This window comes from Cupriavidus sp. CuC1 (assembly GCF_044627735.1).
In the GTDB taxonomy this organism is placed as follows: domain Bacteria; phylum Pseudomonadota; class Gammaproteobacteria; order Burkholderiales; family Burkholderiaceae; genus Cupriavidus; species Cupriavidus ulmosensis.
The window spans coordinates 1-25,517 of the sequence record NZ_JBIUHC010000076.1 but is presented as its reverse complement, the minus strand read 5'-3'; the positions used below and the strand labels follow the sequence as shown (position 1 = coordinate 25,517).

Below are 25,517 nucleotides of genomic sequence, written 5' to 3'. Positions count from 1 at the left end.
AGCAGAACGACGCCAGTGTATGTGCACCGGAAATGCGGTGCAATCGGTAATCGGCAAAGGTGGATTTCTTGGTTGCCGAAAGCGGGTTGCCAGCGCGGGAGCAGGGTGATCCGAGACGCTGGCCGCCTCATGCCGGCAAATTCAGGCGAGTTGCTGTTCGAGCCATTGTGGCAGGAAGGCAGCGGCACGTCCCGTGACGACGGAGCCGGTAGCCCGCCCGGTTGCCAGCCGCCGGAGCGCGCGCAGCGACAGGCCGAACCAGTCATAGAAGGCGGCCTCCAGGTCGCTGCAAGGCGACCAGCCGATGCGGCGCTTCAGTTCCTCAGCGCCGATGCCATCGTTCAGGACTTCGAACAGCGCGCGCATCAGCCGTTGGGTACGGCACAGCTCAGTCAACGCGGCGCCTTCCGAGAACAGCGTGCGGCGAACCTGCGCTGGCGAAGCATGCAACAGGTCAGCGATGAAGGCCGCGGTCCACGTGTGCTGAGGCTGGACAAACACACGCTGTGACAGACGCTGGTGCAGGGACGGCTCGGACACGCAGCCGGGTTGGAACTGGATTTCAAAGCTGCAGCCTGCCGGCTGGGCTGCACCGCCATCCAGGTACAGGTCGATCGCCTCGAACGGCGCGACAACGACGCGATGGCCCGGAACCATGACGCGCTCGAAGCCGCGCCGCCTGACCCGCGTCTTTCCCTGTGTCGCCGTGATCAATAGCGGGAAGGCCGGCACCAGCCGCGACAGGTGGACGTGCGAACCGGACTGCAGCTGGACGCGCATGGCTGAGGCGAGTTCGATGCGGCCTGGCGGCTTACACTACGCGCCGGGCGCGCAATGCTTCCAGTTGCTGCGGACTGAGCTTCAGGTAGTCGCGCAGCACCTCATCCGTGTGCTGGCCCAGGGCTGGCGGGGCATAGCGCAGCGTGGGCGGTGTTTCCGACAGGCGCAGCGGGCTGGCCGCGGTGACCACCTGATTCACAGACTCCCCGGCGGGCGGCTTTGCTCCCGGATAGCGCTCCTGCTCGATGCGCAGGCCCCGGTGCTGGACGTGAGGGTCGGCATAGGCCTGGGCAATGTTGTTGATCGGGCCGCAAGGCACGGAATTGGCTTCCAGCAGCGTGATCCATTCCGCCGTCGGCCTGGTGCGCGTGAGCTCCATCATCATCGAGATCAGCGCCTTTCGATGGTTGACGCGGCCGGTGTTGGTGGCATAGCGTTCGTCCCGCGCCCAATCCACGCCGGCGGCTTCGCAGAAGCGCGCGAATTGCCCGTCGTTGCCGATGGCCAGCAGCATACTGCCATCGGCGGTGGGGAAGTCCTGGTAGGGCACCACGCTTGGGTGGATATTCCCCTGGCGCCGGGGGACGTCGCCGGCGTTCAGGAAGCCGGCGCCCTGGTTGGCCAGCACCGCCATCGCTACATCCAGCAGGGCGATGTCGATATGCTGGCCCCGGCCGGTGAAGTGGCGCGCTTCGAGTGCGCTCAGGATGGCGGTGGTGGCGTACATGCCGGTGAAGAGGTCGATCACCGCCACCCCTACCTTCATCGGGCCCCCGCCGGGTTCTCCGTCGGCCTGGCCGGTGATGCTCATCAGGCCGCTCATGGCCTGGATCAGCAAGTCGTAGCCGGGGCGCGACGCGTAGGGGCCGGTGTGGCCAAAGCCCGTCACCGAGCAGTAGACGAGGCGCGGGTTGAGCGCGCTCAGGCTGTCATAGTCCAGCCCGTAGCGCTTGAGGCCGCCGGTCTTGAAGTTCTCCACCACCACGTCGCTCTGCTGGGCCAGCTCTCGGATCAGCGCTTGCCCCTCCAGTGTGGACATGTCCACGGTGACCGAGCGCTTGTTGCGGTTGCAGGCGGTGAAATAGCAGGCTTGCCGGGTGGGCGCGCCGGCCTCGTCCGCCAGGAACGGCGGGCCCCAATGGCGGGTATCGTCGCCTTCGCCAGGCTTTTCGATCTTGATCACGTCGGCGCCCATGTCCGCCAGGTTCTGGGTAGACCACGGGCCGGCCAGCACGCGCGAGAGATCGAGCACCCGCAGGTGGCTCAGGGCGCCGGTGCGCGGGGAAGGGGAGGGAAGGTCTGCAGTCGGCGTAGCGGGGGATTCTGTCATGGCAGGGCAGGCAGTCACGTCAGGCTGCCCGTCCTGGGGACGGGCAGTGGCGCAGGGGATGGAGGGCAGGTTCGTGAGGGGGTGGCGGCGCAACGCCTAGGAGCCGCGCGCTTCGCGGATCATGTTTCGGGCAATGATCACCTGCTGGATCTGCGTCGTGCCCTCATAGAGGCGGAACAGGCGCACGTCGCGGTAGAAGCGTTCGATGCCGAACCCGGAGATATAGCCGGAGCCGCCGAGGATCTGTACCGCGCGGTCCGCCACGCGGCCCACCATTTCCGTGGCGAACATCTTGCAGCACGAGGCCTCGGTGGAGACGTTCCTGCCGTCGTCGCGGCGGCGCGCGGCGTCGATCACCATGCATTCTGCGGCATAGAGCTCGGCCTGGCTGTCGGCCAGCATGGCCTGGATCAGTTGGAACTCACAGATCGGCTGGCCGAACTGCTGGCGCTCCAGCGAATAGTTCAGGGCGTCACGAAGGACGCGCTTGGCCACCCCGACGCTGACCGCGGCGATGTGCAAGCGGCCCTTGTCGAGCACTTTCATCGCCGTCTTGAAGCCCTGGCCTTCCTTCAGGCCGATCAGGTTGGCGGCCGGCACGCGCACGTTCTCGAAGATCACGTCACAGGTGTGCGCGCCTTTCTGTCCCATTTTCATGTCGCGCTTGCCGAAGCTGATACCCGGTGTCTTCGCATCGACGATGAACGCCGATACACCGGCCGATCCCTTGATCTCGGGATTCGTTCGCGCCATCAGCGTGAACATGCCGGCCTGCGGCGCGTTGGTGATGAAACGCTTGGTGCCGTTGACCACATAGTGGTCGCCATCCTTGATCGCCGTAGTGCGCAGCGAGCCGGCGTCCGAGCCGGCGTCCGGTTCGGTCAGCGCGAAGGAGGCCAGGGTTTCACCAGTGGCCAGCCGCGGCAGCCAGGCGGCCTGCTGCTCCGGCGTGCCATCCATGAGAATGCCCTGCGAGCCAATGCCCACGGTCGTGCCCAGCAGTGAGCGGAAGGCCGGCGAGGTCTGGCACAGCTCCATGACCACGCGCACCTCTTCCTCCATGGTCAGTTCCAGGCCGCCGAAGCGCTCAGGAATGGTCATGCCGAACAGGCCCATCTCGCGCATGTCCTGCACGATGTCCTGCGGGATTTCGTCGGTCTCGGCGACGAGCGCCTCCGCGGGTACCAGGCGCTCGCGTACAAAGCGGCGCACGCTGTCGAGCAAGGCTTCCAGGGTGTCGTTATCGCGGATCATGTCAGGTCTTCCTAAATATCGGGTCGGGGTCGGGTCGGTGTCGGCGATATGCTCAGTCCAGCGTGACACCCTTGAGCACGCTGGCCCACTGCGTCCGCTCACGCGCGGCGGTGTTCAGGACATCCTGCGTGGTGCCGCTCCACTGCTCATAGCCGAGCTCGGCATAGCGTTTCTTGAGCTCCGCGTCCTCCACGGCCTGCCGCACCGCCGTGGCCAGCTTCTGGGTCAGATCGGGCGTCGCGCCCTTGGGCGCATAGATGGCGTACCAGCCGCCCGCTTCGTATTCTTTGAGGCCGGCAATCCCGGACTCGCGGAAGGTGGGCACACCGGGCAGCGACGGACTGCGCTTGGGAGAGCCCACGGCGATGGGCTTGACCTTGCCGCTCTGCACATAGGAGCTGGCGGTGCTGATGATGTCGAACATCAGGTCGATCTGGCCACCGATGGTGTCGGTCATGGCCGGGGCGTTGCCCTTGTAGGGAATGTGGTTCAGCTCGACCTGCGCCTGCCTGGCGAACAGGGCCATGGCGACGTGGTTGGAGCTGCCGACGCCCGAAGAACCGTAGCTGAGCTTGCCAGGGTGCGCCTTGGCGTAGGCAACCAGGTCCTGGGTACCTTTGAAGGGCTCTTTGACGTTGGCTACCAGCATGTTGTAGTAGCGGGCCACCGGTGCGACCGGCGTAAGATCCCTGGCTGGGTCGTACGGCAGGCTCTTCATGATGTTGGGCGCGACCGTCAGCGCCGCGCTGGCGGCAAACCATAGCGTGGCGCCATCGGGCTTGGCGCGTGCCACTTCATAGCCGGCCAGCGTCGCATTGGCGCCGGGCTTGTTGTCGACAATGACGTTGGCGTTGAGCGTCTTGCCCAGTGCCAGGGCGAACAGGCGCGCGGCCTGGTCGGCGGGGCCGCCGGCGGCGTAGCCGACCACGAGGCGAACCGGCTGGCTGCTGGGCTGTGCCGTGGCGGACGCGGCAGCCAACGTTGCGCCGCACAGGGCCAGGCTGGCCAGCACGAAATGGCGGCGTGAGGTGAAAATCAAGGTACTCTCCTACGTAATGCAAATGGCAGGCGCATCCCCCGCGGCCACAGGGTGCGGGGGCTGAACTGTGCTCGGGAATGAAGGCTGGCGCTGCTCAGTAGCGTTCAAAGACTGCGGCGATGCCCTGGCCACCGCCAATGCACATCGTTTCCAGGCCATAGCGGCCGCTACGGCGCTGCAGTTCGTGCAGCAGCGTGGCCAGGATGCGCACGCCGGTGGCGCCGATCGGATGGCCCAGCGAGATGCCCGAGCCGTTCACGTTGAGCTTGTGCTCGATCGCATCCTGGTCATGCCATTCCCAGCCCTTGAGCACGGCCAGTACCTGGCAGGCGAAGGCTTCATTCAGCTCCACCAGGTCCATCTGGTCGAGCGTCAGGTTCAGGCGCGCCAGCAGCTTTTTCACTGCGGGCACCGGGCCGATGCCCATATGCGAGGGCTCGCAGCCCGCTGCCGCCCAGCCCACCAGCGTGGCCATGGGGGTGAGGCCCAGCTCGGCCAGCTTGTCCTCGGCCACGATCAGGCAGGCGGCCGAGGCGTCGTTCTGCTGGCTGGCGTTGCCGGCAGTGACGGTACCGTTCGGCATCAACGTGCGCAGCTTGCCCAGGCTTTCACGCGTGGTATCCGCGCGGAAACCCTCGTCGCGCGCAAACTGCACCGGATCGCCCTTGCGCTGCGGCACCTGCACGGGGACGACCTCGGCATCGAAGCGGCCGGCCTCCCAGGCCGCCGCAGCGCGTTCGTGGCTGCGGGCAGCGAAGGCATCGGCCTCCTCGCGGCTGATGCCGTAGTCGCGCGCCAGGTTCTCGGCCGTCTCGATCATCCCGGAGATCTTGCCGAAGCGCTCGACCGGCTGCGAGCGTTCGCGGCCGCGGTCGAGGCGGTCATAGAAGCGCACGTTGCCCGAACGCGATCCCCAACGCATATCCGTGGTGTAGTACTCAATGTTGCTCATGCTCTCGACGCCGCCGGCGATCACCACGTCGGCGGCGCCGCTTTGCACCATCATCGAGGCCGTGACGATGGCCTGCAGGCCGCCGCCGCAGCGGCGGTCCAGTTGCATGCCAGGCACCTCGACCGGCAGGCCGGCCTGCAGCGCGGCCCAGCGGCCGACGCAGGGCACCTCGCTGTTGGCGTAGGACTGGGCAAAGACCACGTCATCGATACGCGCGGGGTCGATGCCGCTGCGTTCCACGACGGCGCGCACGGCGGTCGCGGCCAGTTCCTCGACGGGCACCGGGCGCAGGCTGCCGCCGAAGGTGCCGACGGGCGTGCGGAGGGGAGTGACGATTGCAGCTCTGCGCATGGAAGTCTCCTTGGAACTCTGTTTGGGGGTAAGCAAAAAAGATCAGTCGGTCAGTGTTTGCCCTGGCAGGGCGACGAAGACCGCGCCGCACTGGCGCAGCAGGGCGTGGGCCTGGCGCTCCAGGTCCTCGCGGTGCTGGGGGGCGGCAATGTCCAGCATGCGGCGCACGCGCTGCGAGAGCGTCTGCCCCCGCAGGTCCGCCACGCCGTGCTCGGTGACGATCAGGCCCGCGTCCGAGCGGGGCGTGCTCACCGGGCCGGACAATTGCGCCACGATGCGGCTCGCGCCCTTGGCGGTCGCCGGCAGGGCGACGATGGGCAGCCCGCCGCGACTGCGCGCAGCGCCGCGCAGGAAGTCCACGGCGCCGCCGACGGCACCGACATAGACGCCGGCGGCGACTTCGGCGTTCACCTGGCCGGTGAGGTCGACCTCGATGGCGGAATTGATGGCGGTCAGCTTGTCGATGCTGGCAAGCACCTCGGGGTGATGGGTATAGCTGGTCTCGCGCAGCTGCAGCTGCGGATTGCGGTGAGCCCAGCGCCGCAGCCGTTCGCTGCCCATCAGGATGCCGGCGATGCCGACGCCCGCATCAATGCTCTTGCGCGCGTTGGTCAGCACGCCGGCTTCGGCCAGCGCTGCAATGCCGTCGCCGACGGCACCACTGTGCAGTCCCAGGTCGCGGTGGCCATGCAGCGCCGCCACTACGGCCTCGGGCAGGTTGCCGATGCCCATCTGCAAGGTGGCGCCATCCTCCACCCAGCCGGCAATGTGGCGGGCGATGGCCTGCTCGGCCAGCCCGGGCGCGCCGCGGTCAAGGCTGATTGGCAGGTGCAGCGCTTCGACCTGCAGGTCGATATCGTCCGCGGTGAGCAAGCGGCTGCCGTGGGTCCATGGCACCTCGGGGTTCACCTCGGCGATGACGACGCGGGCCCGGTCGAGCGCCGCGGGAATGTACTCATGCACCAGGCCCAGGCTGTAGCGCCCCTGTTCGTCGGCGGGCGATACCTGCACCAGCACCACGTCCGCCCGCAGCGTGCCCTGGCGAATCAGCCCTGGCAGGTGCGAATAGTGGCTGGGCACGATGTCCAGCACGCCGGCCTTGGCCAGTTGGCGGTGCGGGCCGCTGGCGGCATAGCCGAAGAAGTCGAGCACGTCGGCCTGGGCCGGCTGCAATGTGTCCGACTGCCCGATGCCGACAAAGACACTGAGCCGTCCTCCCTGCGCGATCGCGTGGCGGTGTTCCACCAGCGCGCGCGTCAGCGTCAGCGGCTCGGCGGTCGCTTGTCCCCACCAGAGATGGTCTCCGGGGCGGATCAAGGCTTGCAGTCGGGAGGCTAGGGTGTGCATGTCCACGGGGCAACAGTCAGTTGGCAGTCAGGCGGGGCTATGTCGGTTCAGCCAATTTCGGCCCAGCCGTGGCTAAGCACGACCTTGTCGCGCTCCAGCACCTTTGCGCGCAGCTGATAGTGGGACGGGTTCTCCGGCATGCGCCAGATTTCGGTGAGCAGGGTTTCGCCGGGAAACACGGGGGCAGCAAAGCGGATGTCCAGCGCGCGCAGCCTGGCCGGGTCGTACGCCGCGCATTGGCGTACCAGTGCATGCGCCACCAGGCCGTAGCTTGCCAGCCCGTGCAGGATGGGGCGCTCGAACCCCGCCGCCCTGGCGACCGCCGGGTCGGCGTGCAGGGGGTTGAAGTCGCCCATCAGCCGGTACAGCAGCGCGGCCTCGGGGCGGATCGCCTGGGTGTCGGTGAAGTCGGGCGCACGGTCTTCCGGCGTCGGGCGCAGCGCAGGCAGCGGCGCGTCGCTGGGCTGGCCGCCATCCAGCTGGCTGTAGCCGCCGTCCCCGCGCAGGAATGTCACCTGCTGCACTGTCGCCAGCAGTTCGCCCTCCGCCGTTTCCAGGCGTCGCTCGGTGACCATGATGGCGCCTTTGCCTTCCCCTTTGTCAGTCAGGTGGGTGATGCGATTGTGGCCGACGATGTCCGCGCTGGCCGGCAACGGGCGATGCAGGCGCATGCGCTGCTCGCCGTGCAGCAGCTTGACCCAGTCGATGCCGGTATCCGCCTCGCGCGCCCAGAAGCCCGGGTAGCCCAGTACTACCGCTTGCGCGGGCAGGGTGCGCAACCCGCCAGCGGCGCCTTCGAACACAAAGGGCAGGGCAGTCGCTTCCAGCGGATCGTTGCCCAGCCCCAGGCTAAGCGCATACAGCATGCTGTCGCGCTCGGTGTAGCGCTGGCGAACGGGGGCGAATGGTCGTTGCTTGAGGTGCTGGTAGCTGACTGCCATGTCCTTTGTTCCTATGTCGTCGTCAGGAGATAGCCCAGAGCATGTCGCCAAAGCGGACTTTGCGCTATTTGACAATGCCAATGGTGGACTTTGGCGATTGCGAAAACGGGGACCCGGGACCTGACCCCGGCCGCGTCTTAACCTCAGTGGAAGGCGCGCTTTCGTAATGGCTGATTGCCCAACTTACCAAACGCCGCGACTATGGCGGCTATCACGAGGAGGCGGCCGTCCGCCAAAGACTGAACGTCAGACACGCGCCATGATCGAACAGACCCAATCGAACAACTTTCAAGAAATCCGCGATGCCGTCCGCGCGCTTTGCGCGGAGTTTCCCGACGAGTACTTCCGCAAGGTGGATGAGCAGCGCGCCTATCCCGAGGCCTTCGTCAATGCGCTGACAGACGCGGGCTGGCTCGCAGCCCTGGTCCCCCAGGAATACGGCGGCTCCGGCCTGGGCCTGACCGAAGCTTCGGTCATCATGGAGGAGATCAACCGCTGCGGCGGCAATTCCGGCGCCTGCCACGGCCAGATGTACAACATGGGAACGTTGCTGCGGCACGGCTCCACGGCACAGAAGGAAAAATATCTGCCGAAGATTGCCTCGGGGGAATGGCGCCTGCAGTCAATGGGCGTGACCGAGCCCACCACCGGCACGGATACCACCAAGATCAAGACCTCGGCGGTCAAGAAGGACGGACGCTACGTCGTCAACGGCCAGAAGGTCTGGATCAGCCGCGTCCAGCACAGCGACTTCATGATCCTGCTGGCGCGCACCACGCCCCTGGCCGAGGTGAAGAAGAAGAGCGAAGGGATGTCCATCTTCATGGTGGACCTGCACGAGGCGCAGAAGAAGGGCCTGACCGTGCGCCCCATCCCCAACATGGTCAACCACGAGACCAATGAGCTGTTCTTCGAGGACCTGGAAATCCCCGAAGAAAACCTGATTGGTGAAGAGGGGAAGGGCTTCAAGTACATCCTCGACGGCCTGAACGCCGAGCGCACCCTGATTGCCGCCGAATGCATTGGCGACGGCTACTGGTTCATGGACCGCGTGACCAAGTATGTCAAGGAACGCGAGGTCTTCGGCCGCCCCATCGGCCAGAACCAGGGGGTGCAGTTCCCGATTGCCGAATCCTTCATCGAGCTGGAAGCGGCAAACCTGATGCGCTGGAAAGCCTGTGAGCTGTTCGACAAGCACGAGCCCATGGGCGCACAGGCCAATATGGCCAAGTACCTGGCGGCCAAGGCCAGCTGGGAGGCCGGCAATGCCTGCCTGCAGTTCCACGGCGGCTTTGGTTTTGCCTGCGAATATGACGTGGAGCGCAAGTTCCGGGAGACGCGGCTGTACCAGGTGGCGCCGATCTCCACCAACCTGATCTACGCCTTCGTCGCCGAACACATCCTGGGCCTGCCGCGGTCGTTCTGACAGGCGACTGGCGAAAGCCGTGCAGGGCTGGTGCTTTTTCCCCACCCGCTTCGGCTGTGCGCAATCGGATGAGGAGCTCTGGCCCAGGCAGCGTCCACCGTCATGGCGGTATCCGCACCGGACCTCCCGCAATTTTGCGAACTTCATCGCGCTGATAGTTTGGCGGCCGACACACCATACTGCTTCAAAGGACAGCGGACGTCGCATGACCGACTTGGTCCGTCAATGCGTTGCGGACAGCAGCACGGCGGTCGGTTAGAAAGGGAGCGCGCCGCGACGGCTTCCGCCGCTACGGCTTAACGAGAGGAATGGAAATGGATTTGCAAATCAAAGAGCGTGTCGCCATCGTTACCGGGTCGGCGCGAGGCCTTGGTGCGGAAACGGCTCGCCGGCTGGCCGAAGAGGGCGCGCGCGTGGTAGTGACAGACATACTGCGCGAGCGGGCGGAAGAGACCGCCGCAGCGCTGCGTGCCGATGGCCTGCAAGCCCATTGCGTGATCGCTGACATCACCAAGGCTCAGGATGTGCACCGTCTGGTGGAAGAAACGATTGCGCAGTTCGGCGGGGTACATATCTTGGTCAACAACGCCGGTTTCCCGCGGGACAAGTTTCTGGTGAAGATGAGCGAGGAAGACTGGGACCTCGTCATGGAGGTCATGCTCAAGGGGGCGTTCTTGGCAAGCCGGGCAGTGATGCCGCATTTCATCGAACAAGGCTGGGGCCGCGTCATCAACATCAGCTCGCGCGCGCACTTTGGCAATCCCACGCAGGCCAACTACTCAGCCGCCAAGGCGGGGCTCATCGGCATGGCGAAGGCGCTGGCAATCGAGGAAGGGCGCTATGGCGTCACCGTGAACTGCGTTGCACCAGGCTTCATCGAGACGGAGATGGTGCAGGCGTTGCCGACGTACGAAACCATCAAGGAGCGTGCAGTGCAGATGCAGCCGATCAAGCGCGTGGGTCGTCCGGGGGATATCGCCGACGCGGTCGCGTTCCTGGCCTCGGAGCGCGCGGGCTTTATCACTGGCGAGGTGCTGCATGTGAGCGGGGGACGCTTCGGCTGAGCCAGGCATCGATTGATGCCAGCGCCTCTGGAAGGATTTGTGCCGTTTTGTGGCGTTGCTCCCGTCTAAGTATCGCTGCCAAGACCGTATTTCAGCCTATCGGAGATCTCGGCGTGGGCGAGACTCTGGGCTTTGAGGCACTGATTCGGGAGCAGTTGTGCGCTCAGCCAGCACGCTTCTCGAAGACATCCTTGGCAACCACTGCAGCGGACATGGCATTGGGCCACCCGGCATAGAAGGCGAGGTGCGTGATGACTTCTGCCGCTTGCTCTTGGGTGAGACCATTGTCCATGGCTTTGTTCACGTGAAAGGTAATTTGCGCGGCTTGGCCGGACGTCACCAACGCAGCCACGGTTACCAGGCTTCGGTCGCGCGGCGCGAGGCCTGGTCGGAGCCACAGGTCACGGAACAGGACATCGGTCGTATATCGCGCGAGCATCGGAAAGGCAGTGCCAATCAACTGATCGACAGTAGCCGCGCGACGTGCCTCGACCAATTCGTCGATCGGAAGCAGCTCGACCGATGCGCTGGGAAGCTGATCCTGTCGGATCCCGCGCTCGGCGAAGATGTCGTCCGCAATCGCGACAACTGCGCTAGCATTGGCCCACCCCGAATAGAATGCCAGATGAGTGATCGTTTCCGAAAGCTCCGCCGGCGTGACACCGTTGTCCAGCGCCAGCTTGATATGGGTCGCCAGCTCGATTGGCTGCGACCGGGCGATCAGCGAAGCAACGGTGACCAGGCTGCGATCGCGGGGTGACAAGGCTGGGCGCTGCCACAGGTCTCTGAGTGCATCTTGGGTGTATCGCGCTAGTGCCGGCGATACCGCCCGCACGTCGTCCAGCTCTATCGCTGGATAGGAGTTTGTCTCTGTCACTGTAGATGGCTCCATTTAGGGTTGCTTTCGACCAGGGCCAGCCTCATATCTTCGCTTTGGAAGTAACCGTTGGCTAAATCTCGTGGTCATGGTCTCGATCGGATCGTTGTTACCTTCACGGCTCACTGACGCGACTGCTCGTAATCACCCTCAAGGGACAGTCCAATAGTGGCAGCAGTTGCTCGACCACTTTCGGCACATTCGGATGGACGACGTGCGCAGTGACTGCTGCTTCGGACGCCCAGCCATCAACAATGTAGAACGTGTCGGGGTCATTCAATTCCTGGTTGATGTCGTAATAGAGGCAGCCCTCTTCCGCGCGCGCCGGGGCCACCAGGTCGAGGAGAAGTGCCTTTACCTTGCCACGGTTCGGCGTCTTGGCGCGCACGATGCAGATAATGTGCCGCTCGTCCGACTTGACAGTTTCCATATTTCTGCTCCTTCTAATTCCTGCCCGCGTAGACGCGGGTCATGCCGCCGTCGACGACGAGATCGATACCGCGGATGTAGCTGCTGGCATCGGATGCTAAAAAAACGAGTGCGTCGGCGATGTCCTCTGCCGTTCCCACGCGACCGGCCGGGATTTCGGTGGACACGCGCTCGATATAAGCGGCGATGTCCTCGTCGCTCATTTTCTGTTCGCTGCTGTAGCCCTCGGTCGGCACTACGCCGGGGCTGATCGTGTTAACCCGGATGTTGCGACGCTTGAGGTCTGTAGTCCAGCTTCGTGCGAGCGAGCGCACGGCCGCCTTGGTGGCGGCATAGACTGCGAAGCCCGGCAGGCCCATATCCGCAGTAATCGAGGCATTCAGGACAACCGAGGCACCATCGCGCAGCACGTCGAGCATGCTTTGCATTGTCAGAACGACGCCCTTGATGTTGATGCTGAGTTCGCTGTCTATCTGCTCTTCGGTCAACTGCTCGAGCGGCGTCGCGTGGCCACCGCCGGCATTGGCGAAGAGGATGTCGAGCTGGCCATGCTCCGCCTTGATCGTTTCGGCAACGCGCAGCATGTCGCTTTTGCTGGTGGCATCCGCTTGGATTGCGGTGACCGAAGAGCCGAGTTTGGCCACAGCCTCGTCGAGCGCGTTCTGCCGCCTCCCCGTGATGTAAACGAACGCGCCCTGTTTAATCAGCCGTTTGGTCGCGCCAAAGCCGAGGCCCGTCGTCCCGCCTGTCACAAGGGCGACGCGCCCCTTCAGGATCTGTGTGTTCACGATCTGATTCCTTGCAAGTACTGCTGCTTTCGCAGCGGACGGCGGAGACGCCAGGTCACGGCCACCCGCTGCCGATCGATCGGATCAGCGGTTGACCGTCTTCATCATCTGGGGGGTGTACCGCGCGCCCTGCACCGGTACGCTCGCCAGCACGTCGCCTAGCTCGCGCAAATCATCTGACGTTAGCTCGACATCGGCACCGCCGACATTCTCTTCAAGGCGGTGCAGCTTCGTGGTGCCCGGAATGGGCACGATCCACGGCTTTTGGGCAAGCAACCATGCCAACGCGATCTGCGCAGGGGTCGCCTGTTTGCGCTTGGCAATCTCGCCGATCAGTCCGACCAGGTTTGCATTGGCCTGCCGCGCCTCGTCCGCAAAGCGCGGCAAGGTATTGCGGATGTCGCCTTTCTTGAACGTGGTGCTGTCATCGATCTTGCCGGTCAGAAAACCCTTCCCAAGCGGACTGAACGGCACGAAGCCGATCCCCAGTTCCTCGAGCACCGGCAGGATGTCGGCTTCGGGATCGCGCGTGAACATCGAGTACTCGCTCTGCAGCGCAGTCAGCGGCTGGACGGCGTGCGCACGCCGGATCATTTCGACGCCGGCTTCCGACATGCCAAAATGCCGCACCTTGCCTTGTGCGATGAGGTCTTTGACCGCGCCGGCCACGTCTTCAATCGGCACGTTGGGATCGACACGGTGCTGATAGAACAGGTCGATGACGTCGGTCTTGAGGCGCTTGAGCGACTGCTCCGCCACCAGCCGGATCCGCTCGGGACGACTGTCCAGGCCGGCCTTTGCATCGCCGTCCTTGAACCCGAACTTGGTCGCCACGACAACTTTGTCGCGGAACGGGGCAACCGCCTCGCCAACCATCTCCTCGTTCGCTGCGCCGTAAGCTTCTGCGGAGTCGAAGAAGGTCACGCCGCGTTCGAAGGCGGCGCGGATGAGGCTGATGGCCTCCGACGTGTCGGTGGCCGGACCATAGCCGAAAGTCAGGCCCATGCAGCCAAGGCCGATAGCCGACACCTCAAGACCACTTCCCAATATGCGTTTCTTCATGGTTCGCTCCTCATGTACGGGTAGGGCCAGGGGGGATGGCTGGCCAAGTTGAAGTGCAAAGATAATCCTGGCAGCAACATGAGGGTAGGGGATAAAATTAGCTAACCGACATGAGAGAGATTCATGAATGACTCGGATCGATCTGAACCAGCTAGGGGCGTTCCTGGCAGTAGCGAATGAAGGCAGCTTCACCCGCGCAGCCGCGCAACGAGGCGTTACTCAGTCTGCCCTCAGCCACACGATTCGAGGCCTGGAAGAGAAGTTGGGGGTCCGCCTTTTGTCGCGCACCACGCGCGGAGTGACCCCTACGGAAGCAGGCCAACGGCTGCTCGAAAGAATTCGCCCCCATTACGAGGGCATCGAATCCGAACTTGACGAGCTAAGCGGACTTCGCGAAAGGGTTGCGGGTACCATCCGGATCAACACCCACGACCATGCGGCCTACACGATCCTGTGGCCAAAGCTTTCCAAGTTGCTGCCGAAGTATCCCGAGCTCGTTATCGAGATCACAGTCAGCTATGGCCTGATTGACATTGTGGCCGAGCGCCACGATGCCGGAGTGCGCCTTGGCGACCAGGTGGCCAAGGACATGGTAGCCGTCCGGATCTCGCCGGATTTTCGGTTTGTCGTTGTTGGCTCGCCCTCCTATTTTGCCGATCGGGAGAAGCCCGTTACGCCGCAGGATCTCACTGCCCACAGTTGCGCCAATCTCCGACTTCCCACCTACGGAGGTCTTTACGCGTGGGAGTTCGCCAAGGGCGGCAGGGAACTGCACGTCCAGGTAAAAGGACAGATGATCTTCAATACCTCGCCGCAGATACTTACGGCGGCTTTGGAAGGGTACGGGCTGGCGTACCTGCCGGAAGACGTCGTGCAACAGCACGTCGCTGAGGGAAGGTTGGTGCAGGTACTTGAAGACTGGTGTCCCGTTGGCCCCGGCTACCACCTCTATTATCCGAGCCGACGGCAATCGCTGCCGGCGTTTTCTTTGGTGATCAATACCCTCCGGTATCCCAGTTGAGGGTTCAGAGCCAAATGGCCGCTCATCGGCCCGATTCGGCCGTTCGATTGCCAACGCTCGCATGTCCGAGAAGGGCCTGGCGCGGCGGTTCGGCGCTCTGCAAGGCGGGCACTCGTGATCGACTATTTAGGAGGGCCACCCTGCCCACCGGCGGCCTTGGCCTAGGATGCGATGATTACCAACCTTGGGGTAGCTTTGATTTCGTGCATGTATGGACCCGACGCCATTTGCAAGCCTCTTTTGGTGATGAGAAGTGGTCTGCACGCATGTATCCGGCTTGCCTAGTGGGCGAGAGCCGAAGCATGCCCGCAGCCTCGATGAGATCCGTGCACCCTGTCCTTAGCAATCTATCGGCTTGGAATAATCCAGCCTGCACCGAAAGCAGGGTCTCAGGATGCTGGGTTAACCGACGTCTGAACCTAATGCCGCAAAAGCCGCTGCAGCGCGCTTACCGGCGCGACCCGGAGGCAATCGATCGCTGGCGGCATGACACGTATCCGGCCATTGCCAGGCAGGCCCGTAAACAGTAGGCGGATATCTTCTTTTGGGACGAATCGGGCTTTCGAGCTGACTCGGTGCATGGCAAGACCCGGGCGCCGCTCGGCGAAACGCCCGTGGTCAAGCGGCCGGCCAGCGGCAAAGCATGAGCGCGGCGTCCGCCGTCAATTCGAAGGGTGCCTTCTGGTTTGCAATGTACGAAGGCGGGGCTCAGCGGCGAGTTGTTCGTCACGCTGCTCAGGAAGCTGATGTTCAATCGAAAGAAGGCGGTACATTTGATCGTCGACGGATTGCCAGCGCATAAGAAAGCCATCGTCAAGGACGACGTCGCCAGCACGCAGGGCAAACTGACCTTGCATTTCCTGCCCGGTTACGCACCGGACCTTCAATCCGGAAGAGTTGGCGTGGAGTCACGTCAAGCGCAACGGCGTCGCGCGCTGCCCTTTGCAAAGAGGCGAAAGGCTGGGCCTGCGAATTCACGAGCAGTTTGCACAAATTGGGCGGAACTCGAAGCTCGTGCGCTCATTCTTCAGGCATCCATCTGTCCGCCATATTTCTGACTTATTAGTAATCAGCATTGCCTTAAATAAATTTCACATTTTCGGGATGTATCCTTGTTGCGAAGTGGAAATTGATGTTGGAACCAGTCTCTGCCTCTGTATCTGAAGCCATTTGAGAGAATTCTCCACTATGGATGGATCTCGACGGGCGATAGTTCTGCATAGCAAGGTGTTTGCCGTAAATCGCAAAGATGACACACGTCTCCATGCAATATACTTGCCGTCTGAATGCAATCGGCTGACCTAGTCTGGTGGGAGACCTTCGGCTTTTCCGGGGGATGGCACTCGTGATCGTTACTGCTTCGCAACACATGAGAGGAAGACAACGCTATGCCGCTCTTGATGGTTGTAGGTGCCAAACAGCCCGACAGGACGCCTTCGGATTTCATCGCCCGCGCGAAGGCGAATCCCAAGGAGATGACCTTTGCGTCGGGAGGAACCGGCTCCGGGACTCAAATTGGAGCCTCCATTTTTTTGCGGCGGGCCGGCCTGGATGTGTTGCACGCGCCCTATAAAGGCAATGCGGCTGCCATGGCCGTGTGAGCGGGCGTGTGGACATGATCTTTGATGTTTGCGCCACCAGCATTGGTTACATCAAGGGTGGAAAGGTGCGAGCTCTGGCCGATTCGTCGCCCACGCGGCATCCAGGCCTATCGGATGTCCCGACCTTCGCAGAGCAGGGCGTGGTCAATGCCAGAAGCAGGACTAAGAGCGGCTATCAGAACCTTTCAACATGGCGCGGGCGGATAACATAGCAAGCGAGCGTGAGCCGGGCAAGATGGACAACCTGACGACGTTTAACGCGAACGCGCAACTACCGTACCGCCTACCCTCATTTCCTAAGATCGAGACGATGCGATGAACTATTTGGACGATGAGCTATATGAACGAGGAATTGTCGAGCGCCGCACGGTAACGGGCGACTGCCCGCGGATGCGTTTGATCCTGGCGACTATCTACGCGCGACAGTCATGACCGCAATCCTTGATGCGGCCGACTGCGCCAACTCCCCGCCAGGCTCGTCCGGCGAGCCCATCACCATCGAACGCCAGGGCAGCTTCTTCGTCGGCGGCCGGCAGGTGACTGCCGCCGGGACCTTCGATCCCGACGCATTGCCTTATCCTTCCGGCGCGGGGCAGACCTTCTGGATCGACCAGATGTACGTGCAGTACCAGATCCCGCTGAATGCGCGCAAGCTGCCGCTCGTGTTGGTGCACGGCGCTGGGGGTACAGGGCGCGTCTGGGAAAGCACGCCCGACGGCCGCGAAGGCTTCCAGACCATCTTCCTGCGCCGGGGCTTCCCGGTCTACATCGTCGACTTGCCGCGCGGCGGCCGCTCCGGCTTTCCGAGCTTCACTGGATCGATGGGCAAGCTCGACGACAAACAGCAGGTCGTCCCCGGAACGACGTTCACGCCCGGACGCGAACATGCCTGGAACCGCTGGCGCTTGGGCCCGAAGTACCCCGAGGTGTTCCCGGTGCAGGCCTTCCCGATGAACGCGGTCGACCAGTTTCTCCAGCACGTGCGGCCGCTGGTCTCGGACGACCCGCAGGTGATCAGCGGCGCCCTGGTGGCCCTGCTCGAGAAGATCGGCCCGGCGGTGCTGGTGACGCATTCGGCCTCAGGCCAGTACGGATGGCTCGCCGGCGCGCGCTCGCCCAACGTGAAGGGCATCGTGAGCTACGAACCTGGTTTTGTATTCCCGCAGGGAGAGGTGCCCCCGCCGATCCCCCTATACCAGGAAACCCAGGATGCCGGCGCGCCAATTGCCCAGCAGGAGTTCGCGAAGCTGGCGACAGTGCCAATCGAGGTGGTCTACGGTGACAACATCCCGAAGCAGCCGATTTCCGACCTTCTTGCCGACGGGCGGCGCGCGCAGGTGATCACCGCGCCGATGTTCATCGATGCCTTGAATCGGCGCGGCGGCCAGGCGAGCCTGCTCCTGCTGCCCGACGCGGGGCTGAGCGGGAACTCGCATTTCATGTTTTCAGACCTGAACAACCTGCAGGTGGCGGATTTGCTGTCCGCCTTCTTGGCCCGTTTCGGTCTCGACGCGCGCTGACACCAGCCGGTTCCGTCGAGCCTATGATGGACTCGCCATCACCGGCCGGAGGATAGCATCGTCAACCCACGAGTGACGACGAGTCACAGTGACGCGCTGACGTCGCGCACCGCTGCGGCTTGGCCGGTCCGGCCTTCATCGGCGAGTGGCGCCGCGCAGCGGCGGCTGAGGCGCGCTTCGGCGTGGCAAAGAAGGGCTTTGCAGCGAGGCCTGGGCAGCCTGCGGGTGCTACCGCTCGATGGCGACGCAGGCCGGCACTATGATCAATCGCCCTCAGGCCTACCGTCGGCGAGCCACAGCTGCACTTCTTTCATTCTGAGCCGATAGCGCGAAAAGTTGTGTTCCCCAAGCCTCGAGAGATCTCCCTTGACCATTTCCTTGAGCTGGATTGCGGCCTCAGCCTCCAGGCCGAGATCCGCGATCACCATGATCAGGGGCTCTCGGTCTCGCACAACGTGCGCGACGACTTCGCTGATTGCTTGTCGAAACTTTGCCCGAAATGGATCGGGCTGCTCGGCCGCTGCCATCAGAGCGGAGTCGAGAGCCGTTCGCCCTGTTTCTGCAGCGACAGTGCGCTGCTATCCAAAGGCGTCGATCAATTTTTTCATTTCTGGCTGCGAGATAAGCGATGTTGTCCAGCCTTGCTCGTTGCAACCGAGCTTTCCTCCCATGCGTCTGCTCCGGACCGGCCCTTCCAGCGCGAGCGAATCTCGCCTTGCCATACTGGCAACACCCACACTAAGGCTGAAGGCGGGCCATGCCCCGGCTCCGATTCGAAGCGACAAGGAGGAGATCTACTGCTCCAGACTTGCTAGCCAGCTCAACTTCTGCGCCAATTCTTGCTGCGCCGATTGGCTTGAAAGGCCAATGTCGCCATCCGTCTCAACGAGGTGGCTGCGGAGTTCCTCTTCCCATCCATCGGCGTCATCGTCAATCGCTAGCCATCTCGCTGCGCGACTTCCAGCCCGCGACCGATACCTGGATATTTGGCCGAAACGTGAAGCCTCTACAAACCAGTTGCACTCGACACGATGAGCTCCCTCGCTTTGGCGGCCCATCGCCGAATGCCATGTACCGCCAATCACGCGATGCCTAAGGCCGGCAGGCAAATAGTCCCTTGCTCTACCGAAACCGAGCATACGCACCCACGAGGTGGAGAGCACGATATTGAGCTTGGGATAAGGCGTCAGCAACTCCTCGAGAACCGGTGCCCACATGAAGAGGTGGCCCTCTTCTTGCAGTACCGGCCTTCCCCTCACAAGATAGACACTGTCAGGATGAAGTACTCCGTCATAGTCGAGAAATAGGATCATTCGTCTCGCCAAGGCCCAGGCCGCGGCCGGCTTGTTAAGGTAAATTTGCTTGGGGCAACATGCAGGTGTCAGCGTCAACGCAGATCATCCCATGCGCAAAATCGATCGCCATCTACGGTGTGAACCAGGAAGTCGCTGTCGCGTTCCTCGGGTAGTAGGTTCACAGCGAGCTGTTGTGCACCCTCAAAGGTGCAACTCAAGGTGACCTTGCTGCCTTCTTTCAAACCGATCTCGAGTTTCTTCGAGTCCTCGAAAAACACTGCTTGTACGACATCGGCTTGATCCAATGCAACGTGCAAGCCGAACTTCAGCACCTCCAACTCTACCTTGTCGTTGCCAGTGTGAACCGTCAACTCGGCCTTGACTGATCTGCGGCCGTCGGCCACAGCTTTTCTGCGCACGCTGCGGGAACTCATAAAGAAGCGATCTCCGGGAAAACGTAGGGTGAAGGATCCTATGCCCAAATTATCCTGTTTTGGGAGTTTTTGGAATAGATGGTCGCATCACGTGATGAAAACCATTCACTCACAGCGATATGCGGCGGTCATTTCGGAACTTCGAAGGGTCAGAGTAGAACGCAAGATGACCCAAAAAGCACTTGCAGAGCATCTGGGAAAACCTCAATCGTATGTCGCGAAGGTGGAGGTATTGGAGCGGCGCCTAGATGTCGTCGAGGTGAGTGATTGGCTCCATGCCCTTGGCGCGGAACCTGCGTCGTTTTTTCAGAGCTTTGACTGGTGGTGACACTGGGCCATGCGACTCGGCTTTGAACCTTTCCCACCATTGCGACGCGCGGGCAGATCCATAGGGAGTGGCGAACATGCATCGGTCATACTGAAGTATCTGCACGGACTTATCGCCCAGCCTGCTCGCTCGGAAGAATCCGACTACATCCTGACCCAGGCGATGGCTCCGTTTCTTCACTTCGAGATTGACGAGGGGTTCGACGGCATCATCTTCAAATCGGTACAGCCTGAGTCAGGGTTCAACTATGCAATCTTTCCGGAGCCGGGGGCCCAGGCGGCCGGGTTCTCCCTGCGACTGGCGGGGCCGCCAGCCTTTTGTACAGTCTCGAAAGTCGTACTGCAGGGCTGTCGGCAGCCCAAGCCGTCGGCTGTTGAGCCCAATAGCTGCGCGCAATGCGGTTGCCGTTCCGACTAAAGCGCGCGTGATGCGTTCCGACCTACCCGGAGCTTGCCTGCTCAGACCGGGGCATGGGACCATTCGGCGTAGTTAAGGGTGATGCGCGGTGGCGGTTTTTCGCCGACCGGCGGCCATGCAACGTTAGGGAATCCGCCAGCCGATTCGCTGCGGAAAAGCGCGCAAGCGGGACACGCACAAAGAAGAAAAGCCCGCAGCGGGGTGGATGCGGGCGCGGAAAGGATCATAGATGCAATCACGATAGGGGCGCTATGATAGTTGGATGGGAAGATGACGTCTGCCCCATCGCAGTGTGGTGCCACTCGTTGCATAGCGATTCCGACCAACGGCTAGCGAGCGTCAGGCAATGCATATGGCAAGCGGCGGAGTCCCCCTGCAGCGTGAGCCACTTCGGTGGCCACAGATGGGGAGTATTCTGAAATCAGGTTGGTATTCTTGTTGTACAGAAGAAACGAATCGGTAGTTCTCAGCAGAAGATACCCTTCTATGAAGGTTTTCTTCTCGCTCTCGATCCTTTCGGAGATCTTGACGGGTATGCCGCCGCCGTAACCTACAATTCTGAGGAACTCGGCATAAATCGGGGCGTTGAACATCAGAAATACGGCCCTCACAACAGCAGCCGTGACGGCGCCGATGGTGGCATACAGCCAGATCAGGCTTTTCCAGATTAGGCAGGATATCAAGACAAAGCTAAAGAGCGTACAGCAAATCCAGAATATCATTTTATCCACGTTTCCATTTCGGAATGGGAATGAGAAATAAGTAAATAGAAAAAAGCCGTTTAGATCGCGCAGTAGGAACAGAATACCAGCGAAATCATCCACGCTGGTCCAGCCAGCAAATAATTAACGAAAACTTTTAGCGCCTGCGAATGCAGGTGGGTTCGTGGCCAGAATCCGCTTTCCTTCGTCGGACGTCAACAATCTTGTAGCTATGTGTTCCGCCAGTTTCTCTGCGATCGAAAATTGCGCCACAAAGGAACGAATTAGGAAAACGATACCGGCAAAAACGAGCGCTCCGATGAATAGAATAAAGAAGCTGATCAGCGTTACAGTTGCCTTCAGATATGGCACGCCTTCAAACGAGGGGCGGAATCCATAGTGAATCACATAGTTGTAGGTGGCATATTCGCTGACGACGCCAAGGACACTGGCACCGGCGGGTGGGACGATGGCCATCAGCAACATGTGTATGTCTGGATTCCAGGCCAGAGAACTACGCATTAGTTTGATGATGAGCATGTCGACGCGTTGCTGGATCGAGCGCAACACAGGGCTGAGTACCCGCGGGGGGGGGGACGGCTGGGATAGTACCCCTATTCCGAGGAGAGCGCCTCCGAAAGTGTGGCGGCCGGCGCGTAGCGGACTACGACTCTTCTGTCGTTGTTTCGACCGGCGGGTGCAGATAGAAGCGAAGCGGCGCCGGCCGTACGCAGCGAAGCGGGGCGAAGGATCGCGGTGCCACCGGAGCGCTTGGGCCGTTACAGCACTTTTGGGGCAGCCGCGAAGCCCATCAAAGAAGGACAAACAAAGTCTCCGACCAGGGACCAAGGAAACCTTTTAGGAAAGGCGAGGCGAATGGCGATTCCGCCGAGCGGGCAGACCTGATCCTGACGATTGGCGTTGTAAATTTCGCGCGCGGCCAATGCAAGATAACCGCGCTATGGGGTATCCATTTAACCGGAGTTACACTTCGCGCATGGAGCTTCCAATCGCAGGCATTGACTACCCTCGTTCCTTCGGCGAATTCCAGACATGGTTTCAGTCCGATGCCGACTGCCTGGATTACCTGGAATGGCTGCGCTGGCCGACCGGATTTGTCTGTCCGGACTGCGGCCAAGCTGGCGGATGGCGACTCGGAGACGGGCGATACATGTGCACGCACTGTGGCAGCAGGACATCCGTAACGGCGGGGACCATCTTCGATCGAACTCGTACACCACCCACAGTTTGGTTCGCTGCTTGCTGGAACTTCGCCTGCGGCAAAGACGGAATCTCGGCCCTGAGTCTGAAGCGAACCTTGCAGATTGGTTCCTATCAGACGGCTTGGGCCATGCTGCATCGGTTGCGATCGGTGTTGGTGCGTCCCGATCGGGAACGCCTGCGTGGAAGGGTAGAGGTAGATGAAACTTACATCGGCGGTATCGAGCCAGGGTTGATTGGAGGACGCGCTCAAGGCAAGAAGGTATTAACCTGTATTGCAGTCGAGCTCCTGCAGCCCAGCGGGCTCGGCCGCTGCCGTATTATGGTACCCATTGCGAATGCCTCGACGGAGTCACTGCAGGCGTTCGTGTTAGCCAACGTGGAGCCAGGGGCAACGGTGGTCACCGACGGTTGGCCGGGCTACCGGGGATTGGAGCAGAACGGCTACATTCATGAGCGTCGCAGCCAGCGGGCAGCTCGCGCGCGTGGGGAAGACCCGGGCGCGCTGTTGCCAGGCGTGCATCGAATTGCATCCCTGGCAAAGCGCTGGCTGCTCGGGACGCACCAAGGAGCGGTGGACGCTGCGCACTTACCCAGCTATCTCAACGAATTCGTGTTCCGCTTCAACCGCCGACGTTCACGCAGCCGCGGGCTGCTGTTCTGCCGGATCTTGGAACTCGCTGTCGCTCATGACCCCGTGCGCTACCAAGACCTGACGCACAAGAAGAGTCCCAAGGCCGTGCGTCCGACGCCACCTCGGAAACGCGGACATCCTCCCAGTCTCGATCGCCCGCGGCAAAATCGGCCGTGGAGACGTGACGACTCCGGTTAAATGGATACCCCACACCGCGCTTATTTTGCTATCCTAAAACCACCGACGTCACCGGCAGCCCTCGCGCCGTGCCCGTCCGGTCCCCACCCCGCGGCGCGCTGCTGAGCTTCGTGCGCCGCCTCGTCGTCGACCCCGCTGCCCCGTTCGCCACTTCCTGGCCGAACCCCGCGGCCGACCCGCCCCGCCGAGCTGTCGAGTTCGCCTTGCGTGGAGGTCGCCATGCCCGCATTCCCATTCCCTGACACCGACCCTGCGCCAACGGCCGAGTCCGCTGCGCGGGTCGACCTGACGTCACGGCTGCCGGTCGTCACACGCCCGCGGCTGCACCGCGGCCACTTCGCCTACCTGCGGGCGGTGGTGCAGGGCGTCGCACCGCGCCGCGCGTGGGCCCGCTATCTGCCGGAAGAAGCTGGCGTGGGGGATCGGGACGAGGCTGAGGACGCCGGCCAGGCCGAGGACCGGACCGCGCGTGTGCACCGGATGACGGGCTGGATTCGCGCGGAACTGTGCGCGGCGGCCGCGCGCGGCGGCCAGTTCGGGCGCGCGACCCTGCTGCGCCTCGATCTGGCACCCCTGGGCTCGGCGCTGCCGACGCTCGAGACGTTCGTCGCGGCGCAGGGCCTGGAGGAGTTCAGCGAAGCCGAGCAACTCGCCGACTACGAGGCGGCGTTCGGGACGGCGCTCGCGCAGCAAGGTCGCCGCACCGCGCTGCTGCGCCGGCAATTGCTGGCGATCCATGCGCTGGAAGCCACCATGGCGGTGCCGGTGCGGCTCGATGATGGCTGCGAGGCCTGGCTCACCGACGCCATCGCCGCGCGCCTGGCCGCGCACGGCCTGCGCACACTGGCCGACCTGCACGCCCGGGTGGCGGGGGACGCGCACTGGTGGCGCACGGTACCCGGCGTCGGCGCCGGCAAGGCGGCGGCGATCCGGCAGTTCCTCGCGGCCCACGCCGGCACGCTCGGGGCCTTGCCCGACCTCGACGTGGCCGGGCCGGTGCCGACCGGCGCCCAGACGACCTCCCACACGGCGCCATCCCGTGCGGCGCCCCCCGGCCCGGCGCCGCTGGCGCCGTCGCCATTCGTGCCGGTGGAACGGCTGGTGTTGCCGCCTGATCTCGACGGGCGGACGGGGCGTTTTCGGGCGAGCCGGGACCTGTGCCTGATCGACGCCGACGACGACCGCCAGGCCATCCTGACGTGGCTCGCGGTCAAGGCGCCGCCGGTGGCGGCCCCACCGGGCGAGCCGCCGCGCCCGAGCCACACGTTGTTGGCCTACCGCAAGGAAGCCGAGCGCCTGCTGTTGTGGTGCGCACTGGAGCGCCGGCGGCCGCTCTCCTCGTTGACTGCTGAAGACACGGTGGCCTACCAGGCGTTCCCCCTTGCACCGCCGGTTCATTGGTGTGGCCCCCGTAACGTGCCGCGATGGCACGTCGGCTGGCACCCGTTCGAAGCGGGGCTCTCGGCCCGCAGCGCGGCCTACGCGATCGCGGTGCTCGGCAACCTGTTCGCGTTTCTGGTCAGCCAGAACTACCTGGTTGGCAACCCGTTCCGGGCGGTGCGCGTGCCGGTGCGGCTCCCGCGCGGACCCGACCCCGGGCGGGGCTTAAGCCAGGAGCTCTGGCAGCATGTGGTCGCCGCGCTCGACGCGCTGCCGCGATGCCTCGCGAGCCTGCGCCTGCAAGTGGCTTTGCACCTGCTGCATGCCGGCGGGTTGCGCCTGGCCGAACTGGTGGCGGCGCGTACCGACGACCTGGAGTACGTCGTGCTGCGACAGGCGGATGGCACGTCGGTGGCCGGCTGGCTGTTGCGCACTGTGGGGAAGGGCGGCAAGACGCGCCTGGTGCCGGTCCCGGACGCCTGGCTCCAGCGGCTCGGCCACTATCTGGTGGCGCGCGGCCTACCCGCCGATCCGCGCCAGGCGCGCGGCGTGCCGCTGCTGGGCGTGGTGCGCGGCGGGGCCGCAGCCGATGCCGGTGTGACGGGCAGCGCGGTGCACGGCCAGCTCAAGCGCTTCTTCTTGGTGTGTGCCGCACGGCTGGAAGCGACCGATCCGGTGGTGGCCGACCGGCTGCGCCAGGCGAGCTGCCACTGGCTACGCCACACGCACATCAACCACTCCCTTGACCATGGGGTACCGGTCGAAATCATTCAGCAAAATGTCGGTCATGCATCACTTGGTACGACGACCATTTATGTGCGCAGTGAGGACGCGCGACGGCTCGATGCAATGCAGCAAATGTGGCGGCAGCGGGGGCCGGCGGAGCGGGCATGAGGGGCTGCGATGGACACGCGAGCGTCGGTGCGCCCGCGGCGAAATTGCGCGGGGCCATGCGCCCTTAATGGGGCGATGGGCCTCACCGTGCGTCAGGCAGAAAATCGAGAAAAGGCCTGAAAACAAGCGGTTTTTAACGCGAGGAGGAGGGCGTGAACCAATCCACCCAAGTTAAGCAGCGCAAAGAAGGCCGCGATTGATCAACGCAAGGTCTTGACACGTGAGGAGATTTG

Annotated in this window: 25 protein-coding genes and 1 pseudogene; 10 read left to right on the top strand and 16 right to left on the bottom strand. The window is 63.1% G+C overall.

Annotated features, from left to right (window positions below; genetic code table 11):
* Positions 1 to 141 precede the first annotated feature (141 nt).
* The 7 genes from ACGLHR_RS28620 to ACGLHR_RS28590 form a co-directional block, all read right to left on the bottom strand.
* Entirely contained in the window at positions 142 to 780 is a 639-nt protein-coding gene (locus tag ACGLHR_RS28620; RefSeq protein WP_400097729.1) for an AraC family transcriptional regulator, read from the bottom strand.
* A gap of 31 nt (positions 781 to 811) precedes the next feature.
* A complete protein-coding gene (locus tag ACGLHR_RS28615) occupies positions 812 to 2,110 on the bottom strand; it encodes a CaiB/BaiF CoA transferase family protein (RefSeq protein WP_400097727.1) in 1,299 nt (432 codons plus the stop codon).
* Between the two features lie 96 nt (positions 2,111 to 2,206).
* Entirely contained in the window at positions 2,207 to 3,364 is a 1,158-nt protein-coding gene (locus ACGLHR_RS28610; RefSeq protein ID WP_400097725.1) for an acyl-CoA dehydrogenase family protein, read from the bottom strand.
* 52 nt (positions 3,365 to 3,416) lie between these two features.
* On the bottom strand, positions 3,417 to 4,403 hold the full coding sequence (locus ACGLHR_RS28605; protein ID WP_400097723.1) for a Bug family tripartite tricarboxylate transporter substrate binding protein: 987 nt from the start codon (positions 4,401 to 4,403) through the stop codon (positions 3,417 to 3,419).
* Between the two features lie 94 nt (positions 4,404 to 4,497).
* Positions 4,498 to 5,706 carry an acetyl-CoA C-acetyltransferase gene (locus ACGLHR_RS28600; RefSeq protein WP_400097721.1) on the bottom strand — a complete coding sequence of 403 codons (1,209 nt, stop codon included), beginning with the start codon at positions 5,704 to 5,706 and terminating at the stop codon, positions 4,498 to 4,500.
* Between the two features lie 42 nt (positions 5,707 to 5,748).
* Entirely contained in the window at positions 5,749 to 7,053 is a 1,305-nt protein-coding gene (locus ACGLHR_RS28595; protein ID WP_400097719.1) for an acetyl-CoA hydrolase/transferase family protein, read from the bottom strand.
* A gap of 47 nt (positions 7,054 to 7,100) precedes the next feature.
* Complete coding sequence (locus ACGLHR_RS28590) at positions 7,101 to 7,994, bottom strand: MaoC/PaaZ C-terminal domain-containing protein (RefSeq protein ID WP_400097717.1); 894 nt, start codon at positions 7,992 to 7,994, stop codon at positions 7,101 to 7,103.
* A 259-nt stretch (positions 7,995 to 8,253) separates the two neighbouring features.
* On the opposite strand from ACGLHR_RS28590, the gene ACGLHR_RS28585 reads away from it, so the two are divergent.
* Positions 8,254 to 9,420 carry an acyl-CoA dehydrogenase family protein gene (locus ACGLHR_RS28585; protein WP_400097715.1) on the top strand — a complete coding sequence of 389 codons (1,167 nt, stop codon included), beginning with the start codon at positions 8,254 to 8,256 and terminating at the stop codon, positions 9,418 to 9,420.
* A gap of 314 nt (positions 9,421 to 9,734) precedes the next feature.
* On the top strand, positions 9,735 to 10,484 hold the full coding sequence (gene fabG / locus ACGLHR_RS28580; protein ID WP_400097712.1) for a 3-oxoacyl-ACP reductase FabG: 750 nt from the start codon (positions 9,735 to 9,737) through the stop codon (positions 10,482 to 10,484).
* A 163-nt stretch (positions 10,485 to 10,647) separates the two neighbouring features.
* Here fabG and ACGLHR_RS28575 read toward each other — a convergent pair whose 3' ends face one another.
* The 4 genes from ACGLHR_RS28575 to ACGLHR_RS28560 form a co-directional block, all read right to left on the bottom strand.
* A complete protein-coding gene (locus tag ACGLHR_RS28575; protein WP_400097710.1) occupies positions 10,648 to 11,361 on the bottom strand; it encodes a carboxymuconolactone decarboxylase family protein in 714 nt (237 codons plus the stop codon).
* Between the two features lie 115 nt (positions 11,362 to 11,476).
* The gene (locus ACGLHR_RS28570; protein WP_400097708.1) at positions 11,477 to 11,791 is read right to left on the bottom strand and encodes a putative quinol monooxygenase; all 315 of its coding nucleotides are present in this window, start codon (positions 11,789 to 11,791) and stop codon (positions 11,477 to 11,479) included.
* A 13-nt stretch (positions 11,792 to 11,804) separates the two neighbouring features.
* The gene (locus ACGLHR_RS28565) at positions 11,805 to 12,578 is read right to left on the bottom strand and encodes an SDR family oxidoreductase (RefSeq protein ID WP_400097706.1); all 774 of its coding nucleotides are present in this window, start codon (positions 12,576 to 12,578) and stop codon (positions 11,805 to 11,807) included.
* Positions 12,579 to 12,662: 84 nt separating this feature from the next.
* On the bottom strand, positions 12,663 to 13,640 hold the full coding sequence (locus ACGLHR_RS28560) for an aldo/keto reductase (protein WP_400097705.1): 978 nt from the start codon (positions 13,638 to 13,640) through the stop codon (positions 12,663 to 12,665).
* A 127-nt stretch (positions 13,641 to 13,767) separates the two neighbouring features.
* Between ACGLHR_RS28560 and ACGLHR_RS28555 the strand changes: the two genes are divergently transcribed.
* The 4 genes and pseudogenes from ACGLHR_RS28555 to ACGLHR_RS28540 all read left to right on the top strand — a co-directional run bounded on the left by ACGLHR_RS28555 (position 13,768) and on the right by ACGLHR_RS28540 (position 17,782).
* Entirely contained in the window at positions 13,768 to 14,661 is an 894-nt protein-coding gene (locus tag ACGLHR_RS28555; RefSeq protein WP_400097704.1) for a LysR family transcriptional regulator, read from the top strand.
* A gap of 410 nt (positions 14,662 to 15,071) precedes the next feature.
* Positions 15,072 to 15,717: pseudogene (locus ACGLHR_RS28550) on the top strand (IS630 family transposase); the annotation flags it as partial.
* Positions 15,718 to 16,049: 332 nt separating this feature from the next.
* The gene (locus tag ACGLHR_RS28545) at positions 16,050 to 16,262 is read left to right on the top strand and encodes a tripartite tricarboxylate transporter substrate-binding protein (RefSeq protein ID WP_400097702.1); all 213 of its coding nucleotides are present in this window, start codon (positions 16,050 to 16,052) and stop codon (positions 16,260 to 16,262) included.
* A gap of 428 nt (positions 16,263 to 16,690) precedes the next feature.
* Positions 16,691 to 17,782 (top strand): alpha/beta fold hydrolase, encoded by a 1,092-nt coding sequence (locus tag ACGLHR_RS28540; RefSeq protein WP_400097701.1) that lies wholly within the window; start codon positions 16,691 to 16,693, stop codon positions 17,780 to 17,782.
* Positions 17,783 to 18,045: 263 nt separating this feature from the next.
* On the opposite strand, the gene ACGLHR_RS28535 is transcribed toward ACGLHR_RS28540, so the two are convergent.
* The 3 genes from ACGLHR_RS28535 to ACGLHR_RS28525 form a co-directional block, all read right to left on the bottom strand.
* Positions 18,046 to 18,309: a hypothetical protein gene (locus ACGLHR_RS28535; RefSeq protein WP_400097699.1), complete on the bottom strand. Its 264-nt coding sequence runs from the start codon at positions 18,307 to 18,309 to the stop codon at positions 18,046 to 18,048.
* A 267-nt stretch (positions 18,310 to 18,576) separates the two neighbouring features.
* Positions 18,577 to 19,095: an HAD domain-containing protein gene (locus ACGLHR_RS28530; protein ID WP_400097697.1), complete on the bottom strand. Its 519-nt coding sequence runs from the start codon at positions 19,093 to 19,095 to the stop codon at positions 18,577 to 18,579.
* A gap of 74 nt (positions 19,096 to 19,169) precedes the next feature.
* Positions 19,170 to 19,511: a hypothetical protein gene (locus ACGLHR_RS28525; RefSeq protein ID WP_400097695.1), complete on the bottom strand. Its 342-nt coding sequence runs from the start codon at positions 19,509 to 19,511 to the stop codon at positions 19,170 to 19,172.
* A gap of 94 nt (positions 19,512 to 19,605) precedes the next feature.
* On the opposite strand from ACGLHR_RS28525, the gene ACGLHR_RS28520 reads away from it, so the two are divergent.
* Together ACGLHR_RS28520 and ACGLHR_RS28515 are read left to right on the top strand one after the other, a co-directional pair.
* The gene (locus ACGLHR_RS28520) at positions 19,606 to 19,839 is read left to right on the top strand and encodes a helix-turn-helix domain-containing protein (protein WP_400097693.1); all 234 of its coding nucleotides are present in this window, start codon (positions 19,606 to 19,608) and stop codon (positions 19,837 to 19,839) included.
* A gap of 9 nt (positions 19,840 to 19,848) precedes the next feature.
* Positions 19,849 to 20,256 carry an RES family NAD+ phosphorylase gene (locus ACGLHR_RS28515; protein WP_400097691.1) on the top strand — a complete coding sequence of 136 codons (408 nt, stop codon included), beginning with the start codon at positions 19,849 to 19,851 and terminating at the stop codon, positions 20,254 to 20,256.
* A gap of 329 nt (positions 20,257 to 20,585) precedes the next feature.
* Here the strand turns inward: ACGLHR_RS28515 and ACGLHR_RS28510 are convergent, their stop codons facing one another.
* Positions 20,586 to 21,080, bottom strand: coding sequence for a hypothetical protein (locus ACGLHR_RS28510; RefSeq protein ID WP_400097689.1), 495 nt, complete (start codon positions 21,078 to 21,080; stop codon positions 20,586 to 20,588).
* Positions 21,081 to 21,101: 21 nt separating this feature from the next.
* A complete protein-coding gene (locus ACGLHR_RS28505) occupies positions 21,102 to 21,497 on the bottom strand; it encodes a hypothetical protein (RefSeq protein ID WP_400097688.1) in 396 nt (131 codons plus the stop codon).
* Positions 21,498 to 21,954: 457 nt separating this feature from the next.
* On the opposite strand from ACGLHR_RS28505, the gene ACGLHR_RS28500 reads away from it, so the two are divergent.
* Together ACGLHR_RS28500 and ACGLHR_RS28495 are read left to right on the top strand one after the other, a co-directional pair.
* Positions 21,955 to 23,010, top strand: a complete 1,056-nt coding sequence (locus tag ACGLHR_RS28500) for an IS1595 family transposase (protein WP_400097686.1) — start codon at positions 21,955 to 21,957, stop codon at positions 23,008 to 23,010.
* 219 nt (positions 23,011 to 23,229) lie between these two features.
* A complete protein-coding gene (locus tag ACGLHR_RS28495) occupies positions 23,230 to 25,284 on the top strand; it encodes a phage integrase family protein (RefSeq protein WP_400097685.1) in 2,055 nt (684 codons plus the stop codon).
* Positions 25,285 to 25,517: the final 233 nt, after the last annotated feature.

Excerpts from the sequence above, each read along its gene's own strand:
- ACGLHR_RS28620 (WP_400097729.1), bottom strand. The coding sequence starts at position 780 with ATGCGCGTCCAGCTGCAGTCCGGTTCGCACGTCCACCTGTCGCGGCTG.
- ACGLHR_RS28615 (WP_400097727.1), bottom strand. The coding sequence starts at position 2,110 with ATGACAGAATCCCCCGCTACGCCGACTGCAGACCTTCCCTCCCCTTCC.
- ACGLHR_RS28610 (WP_400097725.1), bottom strand. The coding sequence starts at position 3,364 with ATGATCCGCGATAACGACACCCTGGAAGCCTTGCTCGACAGCGTGCGC.
- ACGLHR_RS28600 (WP_400097721.1), bottom strand. The coding sequence starts at position 5,706 with ATGCGCAGAGCTGCAATCGTCACTCCCCTCCGCACGCCCGTCGGCACC.
- ACGLHR_RS28595 (WP_400097719.1), bottom strand. The coding sequence starts at position 7,053 with ATGCACACCCTAGCCTCCCGACTGCAAGCCTTGATCCGCCCCGGAGAC.
- ACGLHR_RS28590 (WP_400097717.1), bottom strand. The coding sequence starts at position 7,994 with ATGGCAGTCAGCTACCAGCACCTCAAGCAACGACCATTCGCCCCCGTT.
- ACGLHR_RS28585 (WP_400097715.1), top strand. The coding sequence starts at position 8,254 with ATGATCGAACAGACCCAATCGAACAACTTTCAAGAAATCCGCGATGCC.
- fabG (WP_400097712.1), top strand. The coding sequence starts at position 9,735 with ATGGATTTGCAAATCAAAGAGCGTGTCGCCATCGTTACCGGGTCGGCG.
- ACGLHR_RS28570 (WP_400097708.1), bottom strand. The coding sequence starts at position 11,791 with ATGGAAACTGTCAAGTCGGACGAGCGGCACATTATCTGCATCGTGCGC.
- ACGLHR_RS28560 (WP_400097705.1), bottom strand. The coding sequence starts at position 13,640 with ATGAAGAAACGCATATTGGGAAGTGGTCTTGAGGTGTCGGCTATCGGC.
- ACGLHR_RS28555 (WP_400097704.1), top strand. The coding sequence starts at position 13,768 with ATGACTCGGATCGATCTGAACCAGCTAGGGGCGTTCCTGGCAGTAGCG.
- ACGLHR_RS28545 (WP_400097702.1), top strand. The coding sequence starts at position 16,050 with ATGCCGCTCTTGATGGTTGTAGGTGCCAAACAGCCCGACAGGACGCCT.
- ACGLHR_RS28540 (WP_400097701.1), top strand. The coding sequence starts at position 16,691 with ATGACCGCAATCCTTGATGCGGCCGACTGCGCCAACTCCCCGCCAGGC.
- ACGLHR_RS28535 (WP_400097699.1), bottom strand. The coding sequence starts at position 18,309 with ATGGCAGCGGCCGAGCAGCCCGATCCATTTCGGGCAAAGTTTCGACAA.
- ACGLHR_RS28530 (WP_400097697.1), bottom strand. The coding sequence starts at position 19,095 with ATGATCCTATTTCTCGACTATGACGGAGTACTTCATCCTGACAGTGTC.
- ACGLHR_RS28525 (WP_400097695.1), bottom strand. The coding sequence starts at position 19,511 with ATGAGTTCCCGCAGCGTGCGCAGAAAAGCTGTGGCCGACGGCCGCAGA.
- ACGLHR_RS28520 (WP_400097693.1), top strand. The coding sequence starts at position 19,606 with ATGAAAACCATTCACTCACAGCGATATGCGGCGGTCATTTCGGAACTT.
- ACGLHR_RS28515 (WP_400097691.1), top strand. The coding sequence starts at position 19,849 with ATGCGACTCGGCTTTGAACCTTTCCCACCATTGCGACGCGCGGGCAGA.
- ACGLHR_RS28505 (WP_400097688.1), bottom strand. The coding sequence starts at position 21,497 with ATGCTCATCATCAAACTAATGCGTAGTTCTCTGGCCTGGAATCCAGAC.
- ACGLHR_RS28500 (WP_400097686.1), top strand. The coding sequence starts at position 21,955 with ATGGAGCTTCCAATCGCAGGCATTGACTACCCTCGTTCCTTCGGCGAA.
- ACGLHR_RS28495 (WP_400097685.1), top strand. The coding sequence starts at position 23,230 with ATGCCCGCATTCCCATTCCCTGACACCGACCCTGCGCCAACGGCCGAG.